Origin of the sequence: Thiocapsa bogorovii, assembly GCF_021228795.1 — a bacterium.
In the GTDB taxonomy this organism is placed as follows: domain Bacteria; phylum Pseudomonadota; class Gammaproteobacteria; order Chromatiales; family Chromatiaceae; genus Thiocapsa; species Thiocapsa bogorovii.
In genome coordinates this window covers 1,429,652-1,445,724 of sequence record NZ_CP089309.1, presented here as the reverse complement: position 1 = coordinate 1,445,724, position 16,073 = coordinate 1,429,652, and the positions used below count along the sequence as shown (strand labels likewise).

General features: G+C 66.5%; 12 protein-coding genes. 7 read left to right on the top strand and 5 right to left on the bottom strand.

Annotation, left to right across the window (positions count from 1 at the left end):
• Nucleotides 1-164: 164 nt before the first annotated feature.
• The 5 genes from LT988_RS06470 (at nucleotide 165) to LT988_RS06450 (ending at nucleotide 6,545) form a co-directional block, all read left to right on the top strand.
• Nucleotides 165-467 carry a nucleotidyltransferase family protein gene (locus LT988_RS06470; RefSeq protein ID WP_232409393.1) on the top strand — a complete coding sequence of 101 codons (303 nt, stop codon included), beginning with the start codon at nucleotides 165-167 and terminating at the stop codon, nucleotides 465-467.
• Nucleotides 464-613: a hypothetical protein gene (locus LT988_RS06465; protein ID WP_232409392.1), complete on the top strand. Its 150-nt coding sequence runs from the start codon at nucleotides 464-466 to the stop codon at nucleotides 611-613. Before LT988_RS06470 ends, LT988_RS06465 begins: the two co-directional genes overlap by 4 nt.
• A gap of 172 nt (nucleotides 614-785) precedes the next feature.
• Nucleotides 786-4,829, top strand: coding sequence for an ATP-dependent RNA helicase HrpA (gene hrpA, locus LT988_RS06460; protein WP_232409391.1), 4,044 nt, complete (start codon nucleotides 786-788; stop codon nucleotides 4,827-4,829).
• Between the two features lie 175 nt (nucleotides 4,830-5,004).
• Nucleotides 5,005-5,664, top strand: a complete 660-nt coding sequence (locus LT988_RS06455) for a leucine-rich repeat domain-containing protein (protein ID WP_232409390.1) — start codon at nucleotides 5,005-5,007, stop codon at nucleotides 5,662-5,664.
• A 38-nt stretch (nucleotides 5,665-5,702) separates the two neighbouring features.
• Nucleotides 5,703-6,545, top strand: a complete 843-nt coding sequence (locus tag LT988_RS06450; RefSeq protein WP_232409389.1) for a lipase family protein — start codon at nucleotides 5,703-5,705, stop codon at nucleotides 6,543-6,545.
• A 28-nt stretch (nucleotides 6,546-6,573) separates the two neighbouring features.
• Here the strand turns inward: LT988_RS06450 and LT988_RS06445 are convergent, their stop codons facing one another.
• The 4 genes from LT988_RS06445 to LT988_RS06430 all read right to left on the bottom strand — a co-directional run bounded on the left by LT988_RS06445 (nucleotide 6,574) and on the right by LT988_RS06430 (nucleotide 10,014).
• Nucleotides 6,574-6,897, bottom strand: coding sequence for a hypothetical protein (locus tag LT988_RS06445; RefSeq protein WP_232409388.1), 324 nt, complete (start codon nucleotides 6,895-6,897; stop codon nucleotides 6,574-6,576).
• A 223-nt stretch (nucleotides 6,898-7,120) separates the two neighbouring features.
• Nucleotides 7,121-7,345, bottom strand: a complete 225-nt coding sequence (locus tag LT988_RS06440; RefSeq protein ID WP_232409387.1) for a hypothetical protein — start codon at nucleotides 7,343-7,345, stop codon at nucleotides 7,121-7,123.
• 198 nt (nucleotides 7,346-7,543) lie between these two features.
• Nucleotides 7,544-9,043, bottom strand: coding sequence for a PhoPQ-activated protein PqaA family protein (locus tag LT988_RS06435; protein WP_232409386.1), 1,500 nt, complete (start codon nucleotides 9,041-9,043; stop codon nucleotides 7,544-7,546).
• A 281-nt stretch (nucleotides 9,044-9,324) separates the two neighbouring features.
• A complete protein-coding gene (locus LT988_RS06430; protein WP_232409385.1) occupies nucleotides 9,325-10,014 on the bottom strand; it encodes a TetR/AcrR family transcriptional regulator C-terminal domain-containing protein in 690 nt (229 codons plus the stop codon).
• 243 nt (nucleotides 10,015-10,257) lie between these two features.
• Here LT988_RS06430 and LT988_RS06425 point away from each other — a divergent pair, with 243 nt between their 5' ends.
• Nucleotides 10,258-11,373, top strand: coding sequence for an efflux RND transporter periplasmic adaptor subunit (locus LT988_RS06425; protein ID WP_232409384.1), 1,116 nt, complete (start codon nucleotides 10,258-10,260; stop codon nucleotides 11,371-11,373).
• Complete coding sequence (locus LT988_RS06420; RefSeq protein ID WP_232409383.1) at nucleotides 11,370-14,561, top strand: efflux RND transporter permease subunit; 3,192 nt, start codon at nucleotides 11,370-11,372, stop codon at nucleotides 14,559-14,561. The genes LT988_RS06425 and LT988_RS06420 overlap by 4 nt, the downstream gene beginning before the upstream one ends.
• Here LT988_RS06420 and LT988_RS06415 read toward each other — a convergent pair.
• Complete coding sequence (locus tag LT988_RS06415) at nucleotides 14,468-15,868, bottom strand: putative bifunctional diguanylate cyclase/phosphodiesterase (RefSeq protein ID WP_232409382.1); 1,401 nt, start codon at nucleotides 15,866-15,868, stop codon at nucleotides 14,468-14,470. The genes LT988_RS06420 and LT988_RS06415 overlap by 94 nt on opposite strands.
• Between the last annotated feature and the right edge of the window lie 205 nt (nucleotides 15,869-16,073).

Here is a 16,073-nt window from a genome sequence, read left to right as displayed (position 1 = left end):
GGCCGGGGCGAGCGCGGCGAGCCCGGCGAGCCCCGGCTTACCGCCTGGAAGCGAAGTTGCGAAGGTCGGGGTGCCGTAGCGTGGGACTCCGATCGGCGTTAGTCTGTCGCTAGCCGGACGAGGATCCCACGCTCCGGATTCGTGCTGAGCGAGCGACTTCATCCATGCGACTGACATCCGATCAGGTACTCACCATCCTCGGCACGGCATCACGTCTCTCGGGGGAGACGGCTGTGGTCTATCTCTTCGGCTCGCGGCTCGACGAACGGGCCAGAGGTGGTGACGTCGACCTGCTGATCGAGACCCCGCAGGGCCTGATGCTCCTCGAACGTGCGCGTCTCAAGCTTGAGCTGGAGGAAAGGCTGGGGCTTCCGGTCGATGTCATCTCCCACGCGCGGGACGAAGAGCCGACACCCTTTCGGCGCATCGTGCGGGCGGCTGCCGTCCGCCTGGAGGCTCATCCATGACGAGCCAAGCGCTGAATGTCGAACGCGCGCACCGTGCCGGGCTACTTGGCATCCTGCCGCTCCACGACGATTTTGCCGAAGAGTTCACGGCCATCGCAGGCGACCTGGACCTCTTGATTTCAACCGCGCCCCGAGCGAAATGCTGAATTTCGAGTGACTTCGACGCTAACCGCATCCACAACCCTTGGCGGGGACGCGGTTTAAAATGATCAGTGCTTTAATTTTTTAAACCGCGCCGGCTCCTACAGTCGTCAAGTCTGCCGAGTCCGATCTCATCCAACGACATCGCATAGCGCGCCGGGCGCGGTTTAAACATCCTTGACCGACCTATCGTTTCCCTCCGACGCCGATCTCAGCACCTGTCTGATCCAGGACCGCCATCGGCTGCGCCAGCGTCTGCGTGGTCTGCGACGCCGTGCACGGGCGGGTGAGCCATTCGAGCGCGGTCTGCTCGCGGTTTGGCAGACGCTGTGCGAATCCCGAGCCGTTCTCGAACGCCGCCGGGCCGGCGTGCCGTCGGTCATTGCCTATCCGCCCGAGCTTCCGGTCAGCGAGCGCCGCGAGGAGATCGCCAAAGCGATCTCGGCCCACCAGGTCATCGTCCTCTGCGGCGAGACGGGCTCGGGCAAGTCGACCCAGCTGCCCAAGCTCTGTCTGGAGCTCGGACGCGGGCTCGCCGGGCGGATCGGCCATACCCAGCCGAGGCGCATCGCGGCGCGTACCCTGGCGAATCGGATCGCGCAGGAGCTCGGCGGAACAGCCGGCGGGCTGGTTGGCGACAAGGTGCGTTTTCACGACCGGGTGCGTCCCGAGACCGCCATCAAGCTGATGACGGACGGCATCCTGCTCGCCGAGATCCAGCAGGATCGGCTGCTCAACGAGTACGACACCTTGATCATCGACGAGGCTCACGAGCGCAGCCTCAACATCGACGTCCTGCTCGGCTATTTGAAGGGTCTGCTGCCGCGCCGATCGGATCTGAAGCTCATCGTCACCTCCGCGACCATCGATCCGCAGCGCTTCGCTGCGCACTTCGCCGACGCGCAGGGCCGACCGGCGCCGATCCTGGAAATCTCGGGTCGGACCTATCCGGTGGAGGTGCGTTATCGCCCGCCCGAGGACGAGTCGGTCGGCGAGCGCGACGAGACGATGCAGCAGGCGATTTCGGAAGCGGTCGGCGAGCTGGCGCGCGTCGGACGCGGCGACGTGCTGGTCTTCCTCTCGGGCGAGCGCGAGATCCGCGAGACCGCCGAGACCTTGCGCAAGCATCATCCCCCCGCCACCGAGATCCTGCCGCTCTACGCCCGCCAAGGGCCGCGGGAGCAGGCGCGGATCTTCCAGTCGCACGGCACCCGACGCGTGGTGCTGGCGACCAATGTTGCCGAGACCTCGCTGACCGTTCCCGGCATCCATTACGTCATCGACCCCGGTTTTGCCCGGATCAGCCGCTACAGCCATCGCCGCCAACTCCAGCGTCTGCCGGTGGAGCGCATCTCGCGCGCCTCGGCCGATCAGCGCAAGGGGCGGTGCGGGCGGGTCGCCTCCGGCATCTGCATCCGGCTCTACAGCGAGGACAACCTCGCCGCGCGGGCGCCCTTCACCGAGCCCGAGATCCAGCGCACCAATCTGGCCGCCGTCATCCTGCGCATGAAGCTGCTCGGTTTCGGCGACGTGGCCGACTTTCCCTTCCTGGATCCGCCCGATCCGCGTCTGGTCGCCGACGGCGAGCGCACGCTGGAGGAGCTGGCCGCGCTCGATGCCCGCGGCGAGTTGACGGAGCTGGGGCGTCGGCTCGCCCGGCTGCCGGTCGACCCGCGGATCGGGCGCATCCTGCTCGCCGCCGCCGAGCAGCAGTGTCTGGCCGAGGTGTTGGTGATCGCCGCCGCACTGAGCGTCCAAGACCCGCGCGAGCGCCCGCACGAGCAACGCGCCTCCGCCGATCAGATCCACGCCACCTTCGCCCATCCGGATTCGGATTTCCTGAGCTTTCTCAACCTCTGGCGCTTCCTGGAGAAGGAGCGCAAGGCGCGCTCGCGCAACCAGTTCCGTCTCCTCTGTCAGCGTCACTTCCTCTCTTACAACCGGGTTCAGGAGTGGCGCGACATCGAGACCCAACTGCGCGAGCAGATCTTGGAGATGGGTTTTAAGGAGAACCAGACCGCCGGCACGGAGGAGCAGATCCACCGGGCACTGCTGACCGGACTCCTGAATCACATCGGCGCGCTCGACACCAATCACGAGTACCTTGGGGCGCGCAATAGCCGCTACCGTATTCATCCGAGCTCGGCTCTCTTCAAAGCATCGCCCAAATGGATCCTGGCGGCCGAGCGGGTCGAGACCACCCGCGCTTACGGGCGGATCGTCGCACGCGTGCAACCCGCCTGGATCGAAGCCGCCGGGCAGCATCTGCTGCAACGCAGCTATTTCGAGCCGCACTGGCAGGCCAAGTCCGGACAGGTCGCGGCCTACGAGAAGGTGACCCTGTTCGGCGTCACCCTGGTGCCCAAGCGGCGGGTCAACTACGGCCCCATCAATCCGGCCGAGTCGCGCGAGATCTTCATCCGCTTCGCATTGGTGGAGGGCGACTTCAGCACCCGCGCACCCTTCTGGCGTCACAACCAGGAGTTGATCGCGTCGATCCATCAGCTCGAAGCCAAGTCGCGACGCCGCGATATCCTGGTCGACGAGGAGGCGCTCTACGCCTTCTACGATCAGCGCATCCCCGCCGGGATCTATTCCACACCACAGTTTGAGCAGTGGCTGCGCAAGGCGACCCGCACGGATCCCAAGCTCCTGCATCTGCGTCCGGCCGACCTCATGCAGCACGATGCCGACGGGATTACGCCGGAGCATTTCCCCGACCGACTTCAGGTCGGCGCCACCGCCCTGCCGCTCGAATACCGTTTCGAGCCCGGCGAGTCGGCCGACGGTCTGACCCTGATCGTGCCCCTGCCTCTCATCAATCAGGTGACCGCCGAGCGGCTGGATTGGCTGGTGCCGGGTCTCTTGGAGGCGCGCATCACGGCCCTGTTGCGCGGTCTGCCGAAAGGCCTGCGCACGGCGCTGGTCCCGGTGCCGGACAACGCCGCACGGCTGGCCGGCGGGCTGAAGGCCGCGCTCGCCGAGGGCAAGGCACCGATCGATCGGCCATTGACGCAGGTCCTCGCCGAGCGGATCGCGGCCGAGCTTGGTTTGCGTATCCCCGAGGACGCCTGGGACCACGACGCCATCCCGGCGCATCTGCGCATGAAGGTCCGACTCGTCGACGAGGCGGGCAGGGCGCTCGCGCTGGACGAGGATCCGCAACGGCTCAAGCAACGTTTCGGCCAAGCGGGGCAGGCGCGGTTTGCCCGCATCCCGGACGCCGAGCTGGAGCGCGAGGAGCTCACGCGTTGGGACTTCGGAGACCTGCCTGAGCAGGTCGAGATCACTCGTGGCGGGATCCGGATGCGCGGCTTCCCGGCCCTGGTCGACGAAGGCCAGAACGTGGCGGTGCGGGTGCTTGATTCGCCCGAAGCCGCCGCGCGCGCCCACCGTGCGGGCCTGCGCCGGCTTCTGACCCTCACGCTCGGCGCGACCCTGCGCCCGATCCGCCAATCGCTCAAAGGTTTGGACCGGCTGCGTCTGCTCTACGCCAAGGCGCCCGTCACGGACACCCCGGAGAGCGCCGGCACGGAGAAAGCCAGTCCGGAGAAGGTGCGCCCCGGATCACCGACAGCGGCAACCACAGGCGGGCAGGTGTCGCGCCTGTCGCGTGGAGCCGAGCCCCGCCCACCCGACCTCTCCGACGAACTGCTGGCCCTGATCCTGGATCGGACCTTCCTCGACGGCCGTCCGCCGATCCGACAGCAGGGCGACTTCGAGGACCGCCTCGCCGATTCGCGTGGCCGGCTTCAGCCGACGGCCGACGAGGTCACCCGGCTCGCCGCCGAGATCCTCGCCGCCTACCAGTCGCTGCGCCAACGTCTCGCCGCCATCACCCAGGTCAACTGGCAGCCGACGGCACAGGATCTGCGCGACCAGCTCGATGCGCTGGTCTTCCGGGGGTTCTTTCAGCAGATCCCCTTCGACCGGCTCAAGCAGTATCCGCGCTATCTCAAAGCCGCCGAGCAGCGTCTCGACAAGCTCGCCCATGCACCCGGACGCGACCGCGAGCAGATGGCCGTCATGGCCGGGCTGCTCGAGCGCTGGCGCGAGCGCACCGCCGCCGCCCGAAAGGCCGGCCGCGAGGATGCCCGACTGGATGAGATCCGCTGGCTGCTCGAAGAGCTGCGCGTCTCGCTCTTTGCACAGTCGCTGGGCACAGCCGGCCCGGTGTCGGTCAAACGCATCGAGGCGCGTTGGCGGGAGTTGGGGTTGTAGCACGATAGGCGTGCAGTGCGTCATCGTTGACAGCAAGCCGGAAGCCGTGGCGTTTTACCGGCGTTTCGGATTCATCCCATCGACGGAGTATGGCTTAAAGCTGTATCCGCCGATCGGCACGATCCAAAGATTGGATGCACGCGATGAGTGAGACGCTCAGGCCGGGTAACACGAAATGAATGAAAGCCATCTATTCATGTTGACCTCGGCAGGCTTCGCCTTGCTGGTGGTCAGTTGGATCTGGGTTGCCGTGGTCGCCTGGCGGCGTAGCCGTCCTTGGGGTGTTGCGGTCGCGGTCATTCCGCCGGTCGGGTTGCTCTTCGGTGCGGCGCGTTTTCACGCCGTGCGCGGTCCTCTGGTCATGGGATTGGCGGGGGCACTGCTCGTTGGCGGTCCGCCGGTTGTGAACCGTCTGTTGCCGGTCGATCTTGGCCCGCGCGATGTGCTGGTCGACGGAGAGCGCCATGTCACACTGACGGGCTGGGACCGGCACGACTATCGTGTGCTGGACGGGGCCACGGACGTGGTGGTGCTTCAGATGGCCAACCCGGATGTGACGGACGAGACGTTGGAGCGGCTCGCCGGGATGGACCGGCTTCGCGAGCTGGATCTGAACGATAGCGGCGTGACCGACGCGGGGCTCGCGCGGCTTGCCGGATTGACGCGTTTGGAGCGTCTGCGTCTCGCAAATACGGGCATCACCGACGCCGGCTTTCGCGCGGTCCTGATGCCTCTTCCGGGTGTGCTCGAGCTGGATCTGCGCGGCACATCCGTCTCCGGCGAGACCCTCTCCGCATGGCGCAAGGCCAAGCCCGGGCGCCGGGTCTTGCACTGAGGCCGCGCCCGCGTTCCGTCCTGCGAGGTGATGAGACCATGACACTCGACGCGTCGACCCGCGGGGATCTGCCCAACGTTCGGTTTCTGGCCAAGGCGTGCGAGCTGGCCTACCTGGACGAACCCGAAGGTGCAGCCGGCTTTCATGCCGGGCTCGGTCTGGATGCGCGCCTGTTCAGCGTCGACAACACGCAGGTGTACGTCGCGAGCGACCCGGGCGCGCTGGTGATCGCCTTCCGGGGTTCGCAGTCGCCGACGAGCCTCGACGGTCTCAAGGACTGGCTGCTGACCAACGCGAACAACCTGCTGGTCGTACCCGAAGGACGCATCGGCACCGATTTCGCGGCCGCGGGTGTCGGAGCCCGATTTCATCGCGGCTTCATGCAGGCGTTGGACGAGATCTGGGCCCCGCTCGTGCAGGCCGTCCATGAGGACATGGACGCGTCGGAGCGACCCTTGTGGGTGACAGGTCATAGCCTTGGCGGGGCGATTGCGCTGCTGGCGGCCTGGCGGTTCCAGCGAGCCTTCATTCCGGTGAACGAGGTCGTCACCTTCGGCGCACCGATGATCGGAAACGCCGTCGCGGCCCATGCGTTCGAGCGGGCGTTTCCCGGTCGGATCCTGCGCTATGTCGATATCGAGGATCCGGTGCCGCTCCTGCCGACGGTCAGCCTGGTGGCCAATGCCTACGCGCACTGCCTGAAGGAGGTCAGACTTCAAGGCCCGGAGCCCAGGGCCTTCGTCCACTCACTCGGGGAGCTCGGTTCCAGAGCCGTGGCGGGCATGCTCACGGCGAGCCTGGCGGATGAGCTCTGGACGCTCGTGCGCAGAGGTATCGATGCCCATCTCATTCCCAACTACCAGGAACGTCTTCGCGGCTGACCCTTCGACGGGCAAGCGGCGGCGTGCCTCACGGCGGCGCATCGGCATCGAGCAGCTCCCCGATGTGCAGGGGCGGTGTGGCCCACCTGTCCGGGGTGGAGCCCGGCGGATCGTCGGCATCGAGCGGTTCGCCGATGTGCAGAAGCGATTCGGCCGGCCTATCCGGCCTGTCGGCAGGCGGATCGCCGGCATCGAGCGCGGGGCCGATGTCGACGGGATCGACGTCTTGCCGAAACCCTGCCCATACCTGGTCGGGATCGGCATCCAATGGTTCGCCGAGGTCCGTCGCCGGGAGGTTGGTCGGGGTTTCGAGCGCCATTGGCCGCAAGGGGCTCGGGGTCGCGAGCGTCATAGGTCCTTCCGATTCCGGACTCTCATGCCTAGGCCGGTGAGCGGCGACGACCCTTCTTGAGCGCGCCTCGGTGTGCTTCTGTGCGGACGTGCCGAGGTCGGGCGGGACGACGATCGGTTCATCCCCGGTTTGCGGCACATGAAACAACCGCGATGCGCCGAAGGCCAACGCCAGTGCGGCAATACCGGCGAAAGCGAGCCGGACTGGACGCGACCGCATAGCGCTATCTGATGACGTCGATACGATCGGCGAGGCAGTAGCCGTTGTGCATCTTGTCGTCCCGGAACCAGACCTGTAAGCGTTTACCGGTTGCGAGTGCAAGCTCCGATGCGTCCAGCATGCGATAGGCACGCACCCGGTCCGTGAAGTCGCCGGTGCAACTGAAGGTGACCCACCATGACCCACAGCTCGGCAGGACGGTCTGCGGATTGACCGACAACAACGCCATACAGCCCCCCCATCGGGCGTCTACGGTGACGAGTACACGGTTGACGTTGGCGACGACATTGCCGGAGCCCGCCGGCGCCGGCGCCGGGGCAGCTGCGAGGAGGACTAATGCAAAAAAAACTCCATCGGAACAAAAGGATCTATGACGCGTCTGCATTGGATTTACCCCTCCGAGGATTCGACGAGGGATCCGTTGCCCTTACCTCAGGAGGGAGCGCCAACCGCTTGAGCTCGGCAGGCAGGCCCAGCAGAAGCAATGGGTTCCTTCGAAGGGCAACGAGTCCGGGGTGACACGGACAGCGGTCGTGAAGACTTGATCGCTCTCCAGCGGGGTGGGGATGGCCGTGGAGCCGGAAAACGTCAGCTCGACGGTGAATGCCGTCCAACCCCGCACCGGCGGCGCGACGCGACCGACATAGACGCCGGTGCCGGTTTCTTGAAGCTCGGTGCTCGTCCAGGCCGGACCGATCGACTCCAATCGGAAATCCCGTGCGTTCGGATTGGTCGCTTGGTAGAGGCGCACCCGCTTCGGTGGTGTCTCGGTCTGCACGCGAATGGCGCCGTCCGGCTCGAAAGACCAGGAAAACCGAGGGCCTTGCTTGTCGTCGAGGACATCGCTCAGCCAGGACAGGGTCGGCAAAATGATGCTCGGCAGATCCTGAGCTTGGGAGTGATCCGTGTTGAGCGTATACCGCAACTGCTTGGGACCCGGCAGATCGGCGAAATAAAACCGAGACGAATCCGGGAGGAAGAACTGATCGCCCGCCGAGTTGAGCAGGAGCTTGGGCATGGTCAGTCGGTTGCGATAGGCGTAGGGATCGATCAACGCCAGCATCGCCCGGCCCGACGGCGAATCGGACCGGCAGGGCAGATCGAACTCCGCATAGTCTCCGATGGCGTCCGAGTAGAACCCGTAGGCCGACCAATGATGACCGAACTGTTCGTCCGCGTTCAGTAGATCGATCGAGGCCGGGAGGATCGCCTTCACGCGGGAGGCGTCGCCCTTGGCCGCTTCGACGGCCGCAGTCAGCCAGGTCGCCCAGCCCCGTTTCGAGCCTCCGAGCACAATGAAGTCGTCGATCCGGGGGATTCGCGGAAAGCGCCAGTCGACATCGGCCGCGAATGCCTGCACCGTGTCCAAGGCGCGCACGACGCCTTTGGTCATCGGGAAATGGACCAGCCATTGCGGATCCCCGGTGAGGAGATACTTGTCCATTCCGTAGGCCAGCAGGGCATCCTCGGATCGGGAATCGTCTTCATCGAAGAACCGCAGGGGTTGATTCGGAATCTGCCCGACCATCGCAACGACCGAGCCGGTCGTGACGGAAAGCAAGCCGAGAAGGTCGTCGTTCGAGGTGCCCGGTGTGCTCTGGTTGCTTCCGCCGTTCACGATCATGAAGGCGGTATTTTGATTGCCCGAGTGCGTAATCCACGGCACGGCAATCAGAAGCTCGTGCGCCCACAAGGTGCGGTCGACCTCATCGGCGCTGCGCCAACTCTGGGAGGTCATCGCGAGGACGAAAATCGAATAGCCGTTGCCGTGCCGCGTGGTGTCGTAGACATAGCGATAGCTGGGATCCGGTGCGGCGACATAGTCGTCCAGCGCGGTGGTTGCGACGGCGACCGCGGGAAGGAATCCCGTCGCCATCACCAAAGCCGTCGACAAGGCGAGTGCCGGGAAAGCGCTTGGATGTACCATTTTCGCCGTCAAGCTCATGAGCAGACCTGCTGCGGGCCTTGGGTCGTCGTACGCCGGAATCGCGTTTCACTCGCGCGCGTATTGATTGCACGCTGCCGTGCAGACTCGCCTTCCCGACATACTCATTGTAGACAAAGACTCCGGACTTAGTGCCCGCCCGAGCCGGATCCGGCGCGGATCGGGGTGGGGCTGCCGCGCTGCCGTTCCGCTTTCGCCCACTCGGCGTCGGCACCTCGATCTCGCCGCGGGACGATATCCCATGCGGATGCCGGCACCTTCCTTCATGGCAGATCTCGGCCGCGTGATGCCTCGGGGGCGTATGCCCGCAGCAGCACGTCGACCCCGCACTCGACCCGACGGCGGAGCTCCTCGGCGTTCGGTCGCGGACAGCCGCCGCTCAAAAGCCCCGTGGTCTGTATGCCCTGCCACATACCGAGCAGCTGCTCGGCGGCCAGGCGGCTGTCGTGTGCTCTCAGGTCGCCGCGAGTCGCTGCTTCGGCCAGGCGGTCGGCGAGGCGATTACGCGTCGCCTCCGCGCCGTCCCGGTAGACGAGCGTCCCGAGCCAGGTCTCCTCTCGGGCCAAGGTGGCGAGCATCCGTTGCAGTGCGACATAGTCGTCACTGGTCAGGAAGCCCATGAGCGCGCATCCGAGGTCGATCAGGGCCTGTCTCAGCCCGCGCTGGCCCGACGGCAGATCGTCGAGTGCGGCGGTCATCTCGCTGCGCTGAAGCAGCACGACCGCGCGGATCAGACCCTGTAAGTCACCGAAATGGCTGTAGACCGTGACCTTCGAAACCCCGGAGGCGCGGGCGACGGCCTCGATATTGAGCGCCTGGATCGAGCCCGAGAAGACGAGCCTTCGAGCGGCCGCGAGGATCGCCGCGTGCTTGGCGGGGTCCGGCGGGCGACCGCGTCCGGCAGGCCGTGGCGCCGCCCGTACGTCGGACTCGCCGGCGTCGGATGTCGGCATGTTTGGAACCTCTCTCCTGTTTTTGAGTATTTACTAAACGCAATCGTACAGTAATAATGGTCCGATCAACCATACCGAGCGCACCTGGGTTTTCGAAAACCAGTGCGTGTCACGCGCGTCCGAAGACGACGCAACGCCGGCCCGGCGTGCGCGAGGCATGCACTGCGGCGAAAAGTCCGCCTCCGCTCGGTATCCCAATCAATGCCGGCACTCGCGGTGCAGGAGTGACCCTTGTCGACCAGGATGAGTAGGATCGGAGCGATCTGCGTCGCAGCGCTCTTGGGCTCGGGATGCGAGCCGAGTCAGGACGCGTCGAGCGCGCTCGAGGCGCTGCCCGATCCCGAATCGGTACCTTGGGTGCTGTCCGCCCGGGTGGAGTCCGCGCCGAACAGCGTCTGGACGCTCACGGGGACGGTGCGTGCTCGTCATGAGATCCCTTTGTCCTTCCGGATCGGCGGGGAGATCCAGGAGCGCTTGGTCGATGCCGGGGCGCATGTGGAGGCCGGAGACGTCCTGTTCCGGCTCGATCCGCGCGACGTGAAACAGCAACGCCTGGCAGCCGAGGCGACGGTCGCGAGTGCCCGGGCCGAGTCCGAGAACGCCGAGCGCGAGCGCGAGCGTCTCGACGATCTTCTGACCAAGCGTCTCGCCAGCGAGCAGGACCATGATCGGGCCGTGACCGCCGCGCGCGCGGCCGAGCAACGCTTGCTGGCGGCCGAGGCAAGCCTGGAGCAGGCCCGCAACGCCACGCGCTATGCCGATCTGCTTGCACCCGCGACGGGCGTGATCCTGGATGTGGAGGGGCAGGTCGGACAGGTCGTCTCGCCGAGTCAGGCGGTTGCGCGGCTGGCCGAGGACGGGCCGCGGGAGATCGAGGTGCAAGTGCCCGAATCGCGGCGTGTCGGTCTGCCGCCCGAGGCGACGGCCCAGCTCGGGAACGGCCCTGTCGACCGATCGGCGAGCGCCGCGTCGGGCGGATCGGCGCCCGTGCAGGTCACCCTGCGCGAGATCGCCGGCAGTGCCGATCCGCTCAGCCGGACCTGGCGTGCGCGCTATCGTCTGCCTGACCTGCCCGCCGAGCCCGGGCTCGGCACGACGGTGACCCTGACCTTCGAAACGGCACGCGAGGCGTCCGGACCCTTCGCTCGGGTGCCGCTCGGCGCCGTCCTGGAACGCGGGGAAGGGCCGCTGATCTGGCGGATCGAGGAGGGACGCGTCGAGCCCGAGCCGATCGAGCTGATCGGCATCGTCGGCGAGCAGGCCGAGATCCGGACCGATCTGGCGCCGGGGACGGCGGTGGTGGCGCTGGGGGCACATCTGCTGCTGCCCGGTCAGGCCGTGCAGGTGCTTGAGCGATGAGCCCGACCGATGCCGGACCGCCGGGAGCACGACTAAACCTCTCCGCGCTCGCCGTGCGCGAGCGCTCGGTCACGCTCTTTCTGATCCTAGTGACCGCCGTCGCCGGTCTAGTGGCCTTCCTGCAGCTCGGGCGGGCGGAAGACCCGGCCTTCACCGTGCGGGTGATGGTCGTCTCGGCGCTCTGGCCGGGGGCGAGCGCGCAGCAGATGCAGGATCTGGTTGCCGACCCGCTTGAGAAGCGCATCGGCGAGGTCGAGCTCTTCTACCGGCTCGAGACCACGGCACGTCCCGGACGGGTGGACATGTTGGTCGAGTTTCAGGATTACGCGCCCTCCGAGCAGATCCCGGATCTCTTCTACCAGGTGCGCAAACGCATGTCGGACGCGGCCGCGAGCCTCCCGGCCGGGGTGCTCGGGCCCTTCGTGAACGACGACTTCTCGGACGTCTATTTCGCGCTCTATGCACTCACGGCACCGGACTTGCCGAACCGCCTGCTGGTGCGCGAGGCCGAGCGAATCCGCGATCGCCTGGCCCGGGTCGAGGGCGTGCAGAAGGCACGTATCCTCGGCGAGCGCCCGCAGCGCTTCTTCGTGGAGCTCGATCAGGCGCGCTTGGCGACGCTCGGAGTGTCGCCCGCCGACGTGCGCGAGGCGCTGGACGCGCAGAATCGGCTCGCACCGGCGGGTCTGGTCGAGACCGACGGGCCGCGGCTCTATCTTCGCCCGGACGCCGAGCTGCTTGAGCTCGAGGACATCCGCCATGTCCCGGTGCGTGTCGGCGAGCATCTGCTCACCCTGGGAGAGATCGCCGAGGTCAGTCGAGGCTACGAGGATCCGCCCGAGTTTCTGATCCGCGCGGGCGGGGAGGATGCGATCCTGCTCGGGGTGGTGATGCAGCGCGGCGAGAACGGGCTGGCGCTCGGCGAGCGCTTGGTCGCGCTGCAGGACGAGCTGGAGGCCAGTCTGCCGTTGGGTGTCGGCTTTTCGCAGCTCACCAATCAGGCCGATGCCATCACGCATGCCGTTGACCTCTTTCAGATCAAATTCCTGGCTGCGGTCGCGGTGGTGATGCTGGTCAGCTTCGTCGCCATCGGCTGGCGGGCGGGGCTGGTTGTCGGCATTGCCATTCCACTGACGCTCGGGCTCACCTTCCTGTTGATGCTGATCCGTGGGATCAACCTGGACCGGGTGAGCTTGGGCGCGCTCATCATCTCTCTGGGCCTTTTGGTCGACGATGCCATCATCGCGATCGAGATGATGTTGGTGAAGATGGAGGCCGGCTGGGATCGGCTGCGGGCCGCGGCGCATGCCTGGACGGTAACCGCCGCACCCATGCTGAGCGGTACCTTGGTGACCGTCATCGGCTTCGTGCCCATCGGCTTCGCGCGCTCGGGTGTGGGCGAGTATGCGGGAAACATCTTCTGGGTGCTGGCCTTCGCGCTGCTCGCCTCCTGGGTGGTGGCGGTGACCTTCACGCCCTATCTGGGGACTTTGCTGCTTCAGGCGCCGCAGCGCAGGGGCGGGCATGCCTCGGAGAGCGCCTACGCGACGCCGCTTTACCGGAGGCTGCGCGGGCTGATCCGAGGCTGTGTTCGCTACAAGATCTGGGTCGTGGCCGCGACCTTCGGGCTGTTGGTCCTATCGATCGTCGGGCTGGCCGGCAGCGTGCAGAAACAGTTCTTCCCGACCTCCGATCGCCCGGAGGTCCTGATCGACATCCGGCTCCCCGAGGGCAGCGCGATCCGCGCGACGGCGGCGGTGGTCGAACGGGTCGAGGCGATCCTGGCGGAGGCACCCGGCGTGCGTTCGAGTGCGGCCTATCTCGGCGCGGGGGCCCCGCGATTCTTCCTCGCCCTGAACCCCGAGTTTCCGAATCCGGCCTTCGCCAAGCTCATCGTGGTGGCCGAAGGCGCGGCTGAGCGCGACGCGCTGATTGCCCGGCTCCAATCCCATGTCGAGACCGGCGCGTTCCCCGAGGCGCGGGTGCGGGTGCACAAGCTGCTCTATGGGCCTCCGGTGATCTGGCCCGTGACCTTTCGTGTCGTGGGGCCCGATCCGCTGGTGCTGCGCCGGATCGCCGACCAGGTGCGGGATGTGGTCGCGGCCAATCCGAATACGGTGGACCCGCATCTGGACTGGGGCGAGCGCGTCCCCGTGGTGCGGTTTGCACTCGATCCTGAGCGGCTGCGTCTGATCGGGCTCACCCCGCGCGAGCTTGCCGGTCAGCTGGAGTATCAGCTCTCCGGGCTGCCGGCGACCGAGATCCGCGAGGATATCCGCAACGTGCAGCTGATCCTGCGCGGGCTTGCCGAGGAGGTTCCGGCGAGCGCAGAAGGTTCCGGAGCCGAAGCAGGCCTCGGCGGCGCAGCGATCACGCCGACCAGCCTCGCCGGCATCAACCTCAAGACGCTCGACGGCCGGACCATCCCGCTCGAGCAGGCCGGCGAGCTGATGATCGCCTTCGAGGATCCGGTGCTCAAGCGTTACAACCGCGAGCCCTTCATCGCCGTCCAATCCGAGGTTCAAGGCGCGCAGCCGCCGAACGTGACCGAGGCCATTTGGAGCGAGCTGCAGGGGCTGATCGTCGAGCTGCCGCCCGGCTATCGGATCGACATCGGCGGTGCGGTGGAGCAATCGGGCAAGGCCGACGCCTCGATCCAGCGCGTGCAGCCGATCATGCTGGTCCTGATGCTGATCGTGATCATGCTGCAGATGCGCAGCTTCTCGGGCACGCTCATGATCGTGGCCACGGCGCCGCTCGGGGTGATCGGGGCGACCCTGGCCTTGCTGATCGCCGATCGTCCCTTCGGTTTCGTCGCCCTGCTCGGATTGATCGGGCTGGCCGGTATCCTGATGCGCAACACCCTGATCCTGGCCAAGCAGATCGAGGACAACCTGCACCAGGGTCTGGAGCGCTCCGCCGCCGTCGTGGAGGCCACGGTGCAGCGCGCGCGCCCGGTGGTGCTGACGGCGGCGGCGGCCGTCCTCGCCTTCATCCCGCTCACCACCGACACCTTCTGGGGGCCGCTCGCCTTCGTGCTGATCGGCGGGGTGTTGGTCGGTACCCTGATTACGCTGCTGTTTCTGCCGGCGCTCTACGCGTTGTGGTTTCGGGTGCGCCTGAGCTCGGCAGACTCGCCCTCTGACCAGCGTGCCGTCCAGACCTCGGCCGGCTCTGGTCTGCCGTAGAAATAGCCCTGCAGGAGGTCGCAGCCGTGCGCTTGCAGGAAACGGCTCTGACCCTCCGTCTCGATGCCCTCGGCCACCACCCTGAGGCCGAGCTCATGGGCGAGGGCGAGGGTCGCGGCACTGATCGCGGCGTCGTTCTCGTCGTTTTCGATATCGCGCACGAACTCGCGGTCGAGCTTCAGTGTCTGGATCGGCAGGTGTTTGAGATAGGCCAGCGAGGAATGGCCGGTACCGAAATCGTCGATCGCCAGGGCAACTCCGAGGCCGCGCAGGGCTTGCAGGGTGTCCACGGCGGGCCTGGGATCGCGCATCGCCACCGTTTCGGTGACCTCGAGCTCCAGCTCGTTGTCGTTGATGTCGTAGCGTCGCAGCACTGCAGAGACGGTGTCGATCAGGGTGGGATCGCGCAGCTGGTGGGCGGAGAGGTTGACGGCGATACGCTGCGGTCCCAAGCCCCGCTGCTTCCATTCTCCGAAACGCCGACAGGCCGCATTCAACACCCACTCCCCGATCACGTGGATGAGTCCGGATTCTTCCGCGATCGGAATGAAATAGCCCGCGGTCAGCAAGCCGCGCCGTGGATGGTGCCAACGGACGATGGCCTCCATGCCGTAGGGATGGCCGAGCGTATCGTTGATGACCTTGAATCGGTCAAGATCGATGAAGAGCACCGCGAGTCTGCGCCCTTCCCGGTGTGCCGAGTGCAGCGCTTGCCGCAACAGGATCTCGAGGTTTCGGCGATTGACGAGGCCGGTCAGGCTGTCTTGATGGGCGAGGTGCTCGATGCGTTCGTCTGCGGCCCTGCGCGCGGTGATGTCTTTGAACACCGAAAGGATCTCGCCGCCCTCGAGGCGGATCACGTCGCTCTCGAGCCAGAGACGGCTAGGGCCCTTGTCGTAGACCGCAAGGCTAACCGTTTCGCGCCGGCCATGGCGATGAACGCGGCCGAATGCGGCGTAGATGCCCGCAGCCTCCAAACCCGAGAAGGCGATGCGAGACGGCAATCCGATCACATCCTCGCGTCTCGCCACCCCGGCGATCCGCTGGGCGGCCGGATTGATGTCGATCAAGACAAACTCGCTGCCGTCCGGGCGCGGGCGGTAGAGGGCAACACCGTCGTTCATGCTGTCGAGCATCGCGCGGTAGCGGGCCTGTTGGGCGGCGATGGTGGTTTCGTCCCTGACCAAGCGGCGGCCGAGCACAAGCGCCGCGCTGGCCGAGGGGAGAAGAAAGAACGCGAACGCCCATGCCGTGGCCTTCTGCATCGCGTGTAGGGGTGCCATGACCTCGTCGGCATCGATCTTCACCACCATGCCTCAGCCGAGCGCCGGTAGATAACGCCAGGCTGCTGCGACGTCGATGCCGCCGTACCCTAACTTGGGCCTGGCCCGCAAAGGAGCGGGCGTCGGCCAGCCTTTCGTTGATGTAGTTGTCGATCTGGTCGGCTTTCTTGTCGGCAATCGAGGCCACGTTCTGGAGAACGGTCGCGGTGAGGGCACGCTCGAACGTGTG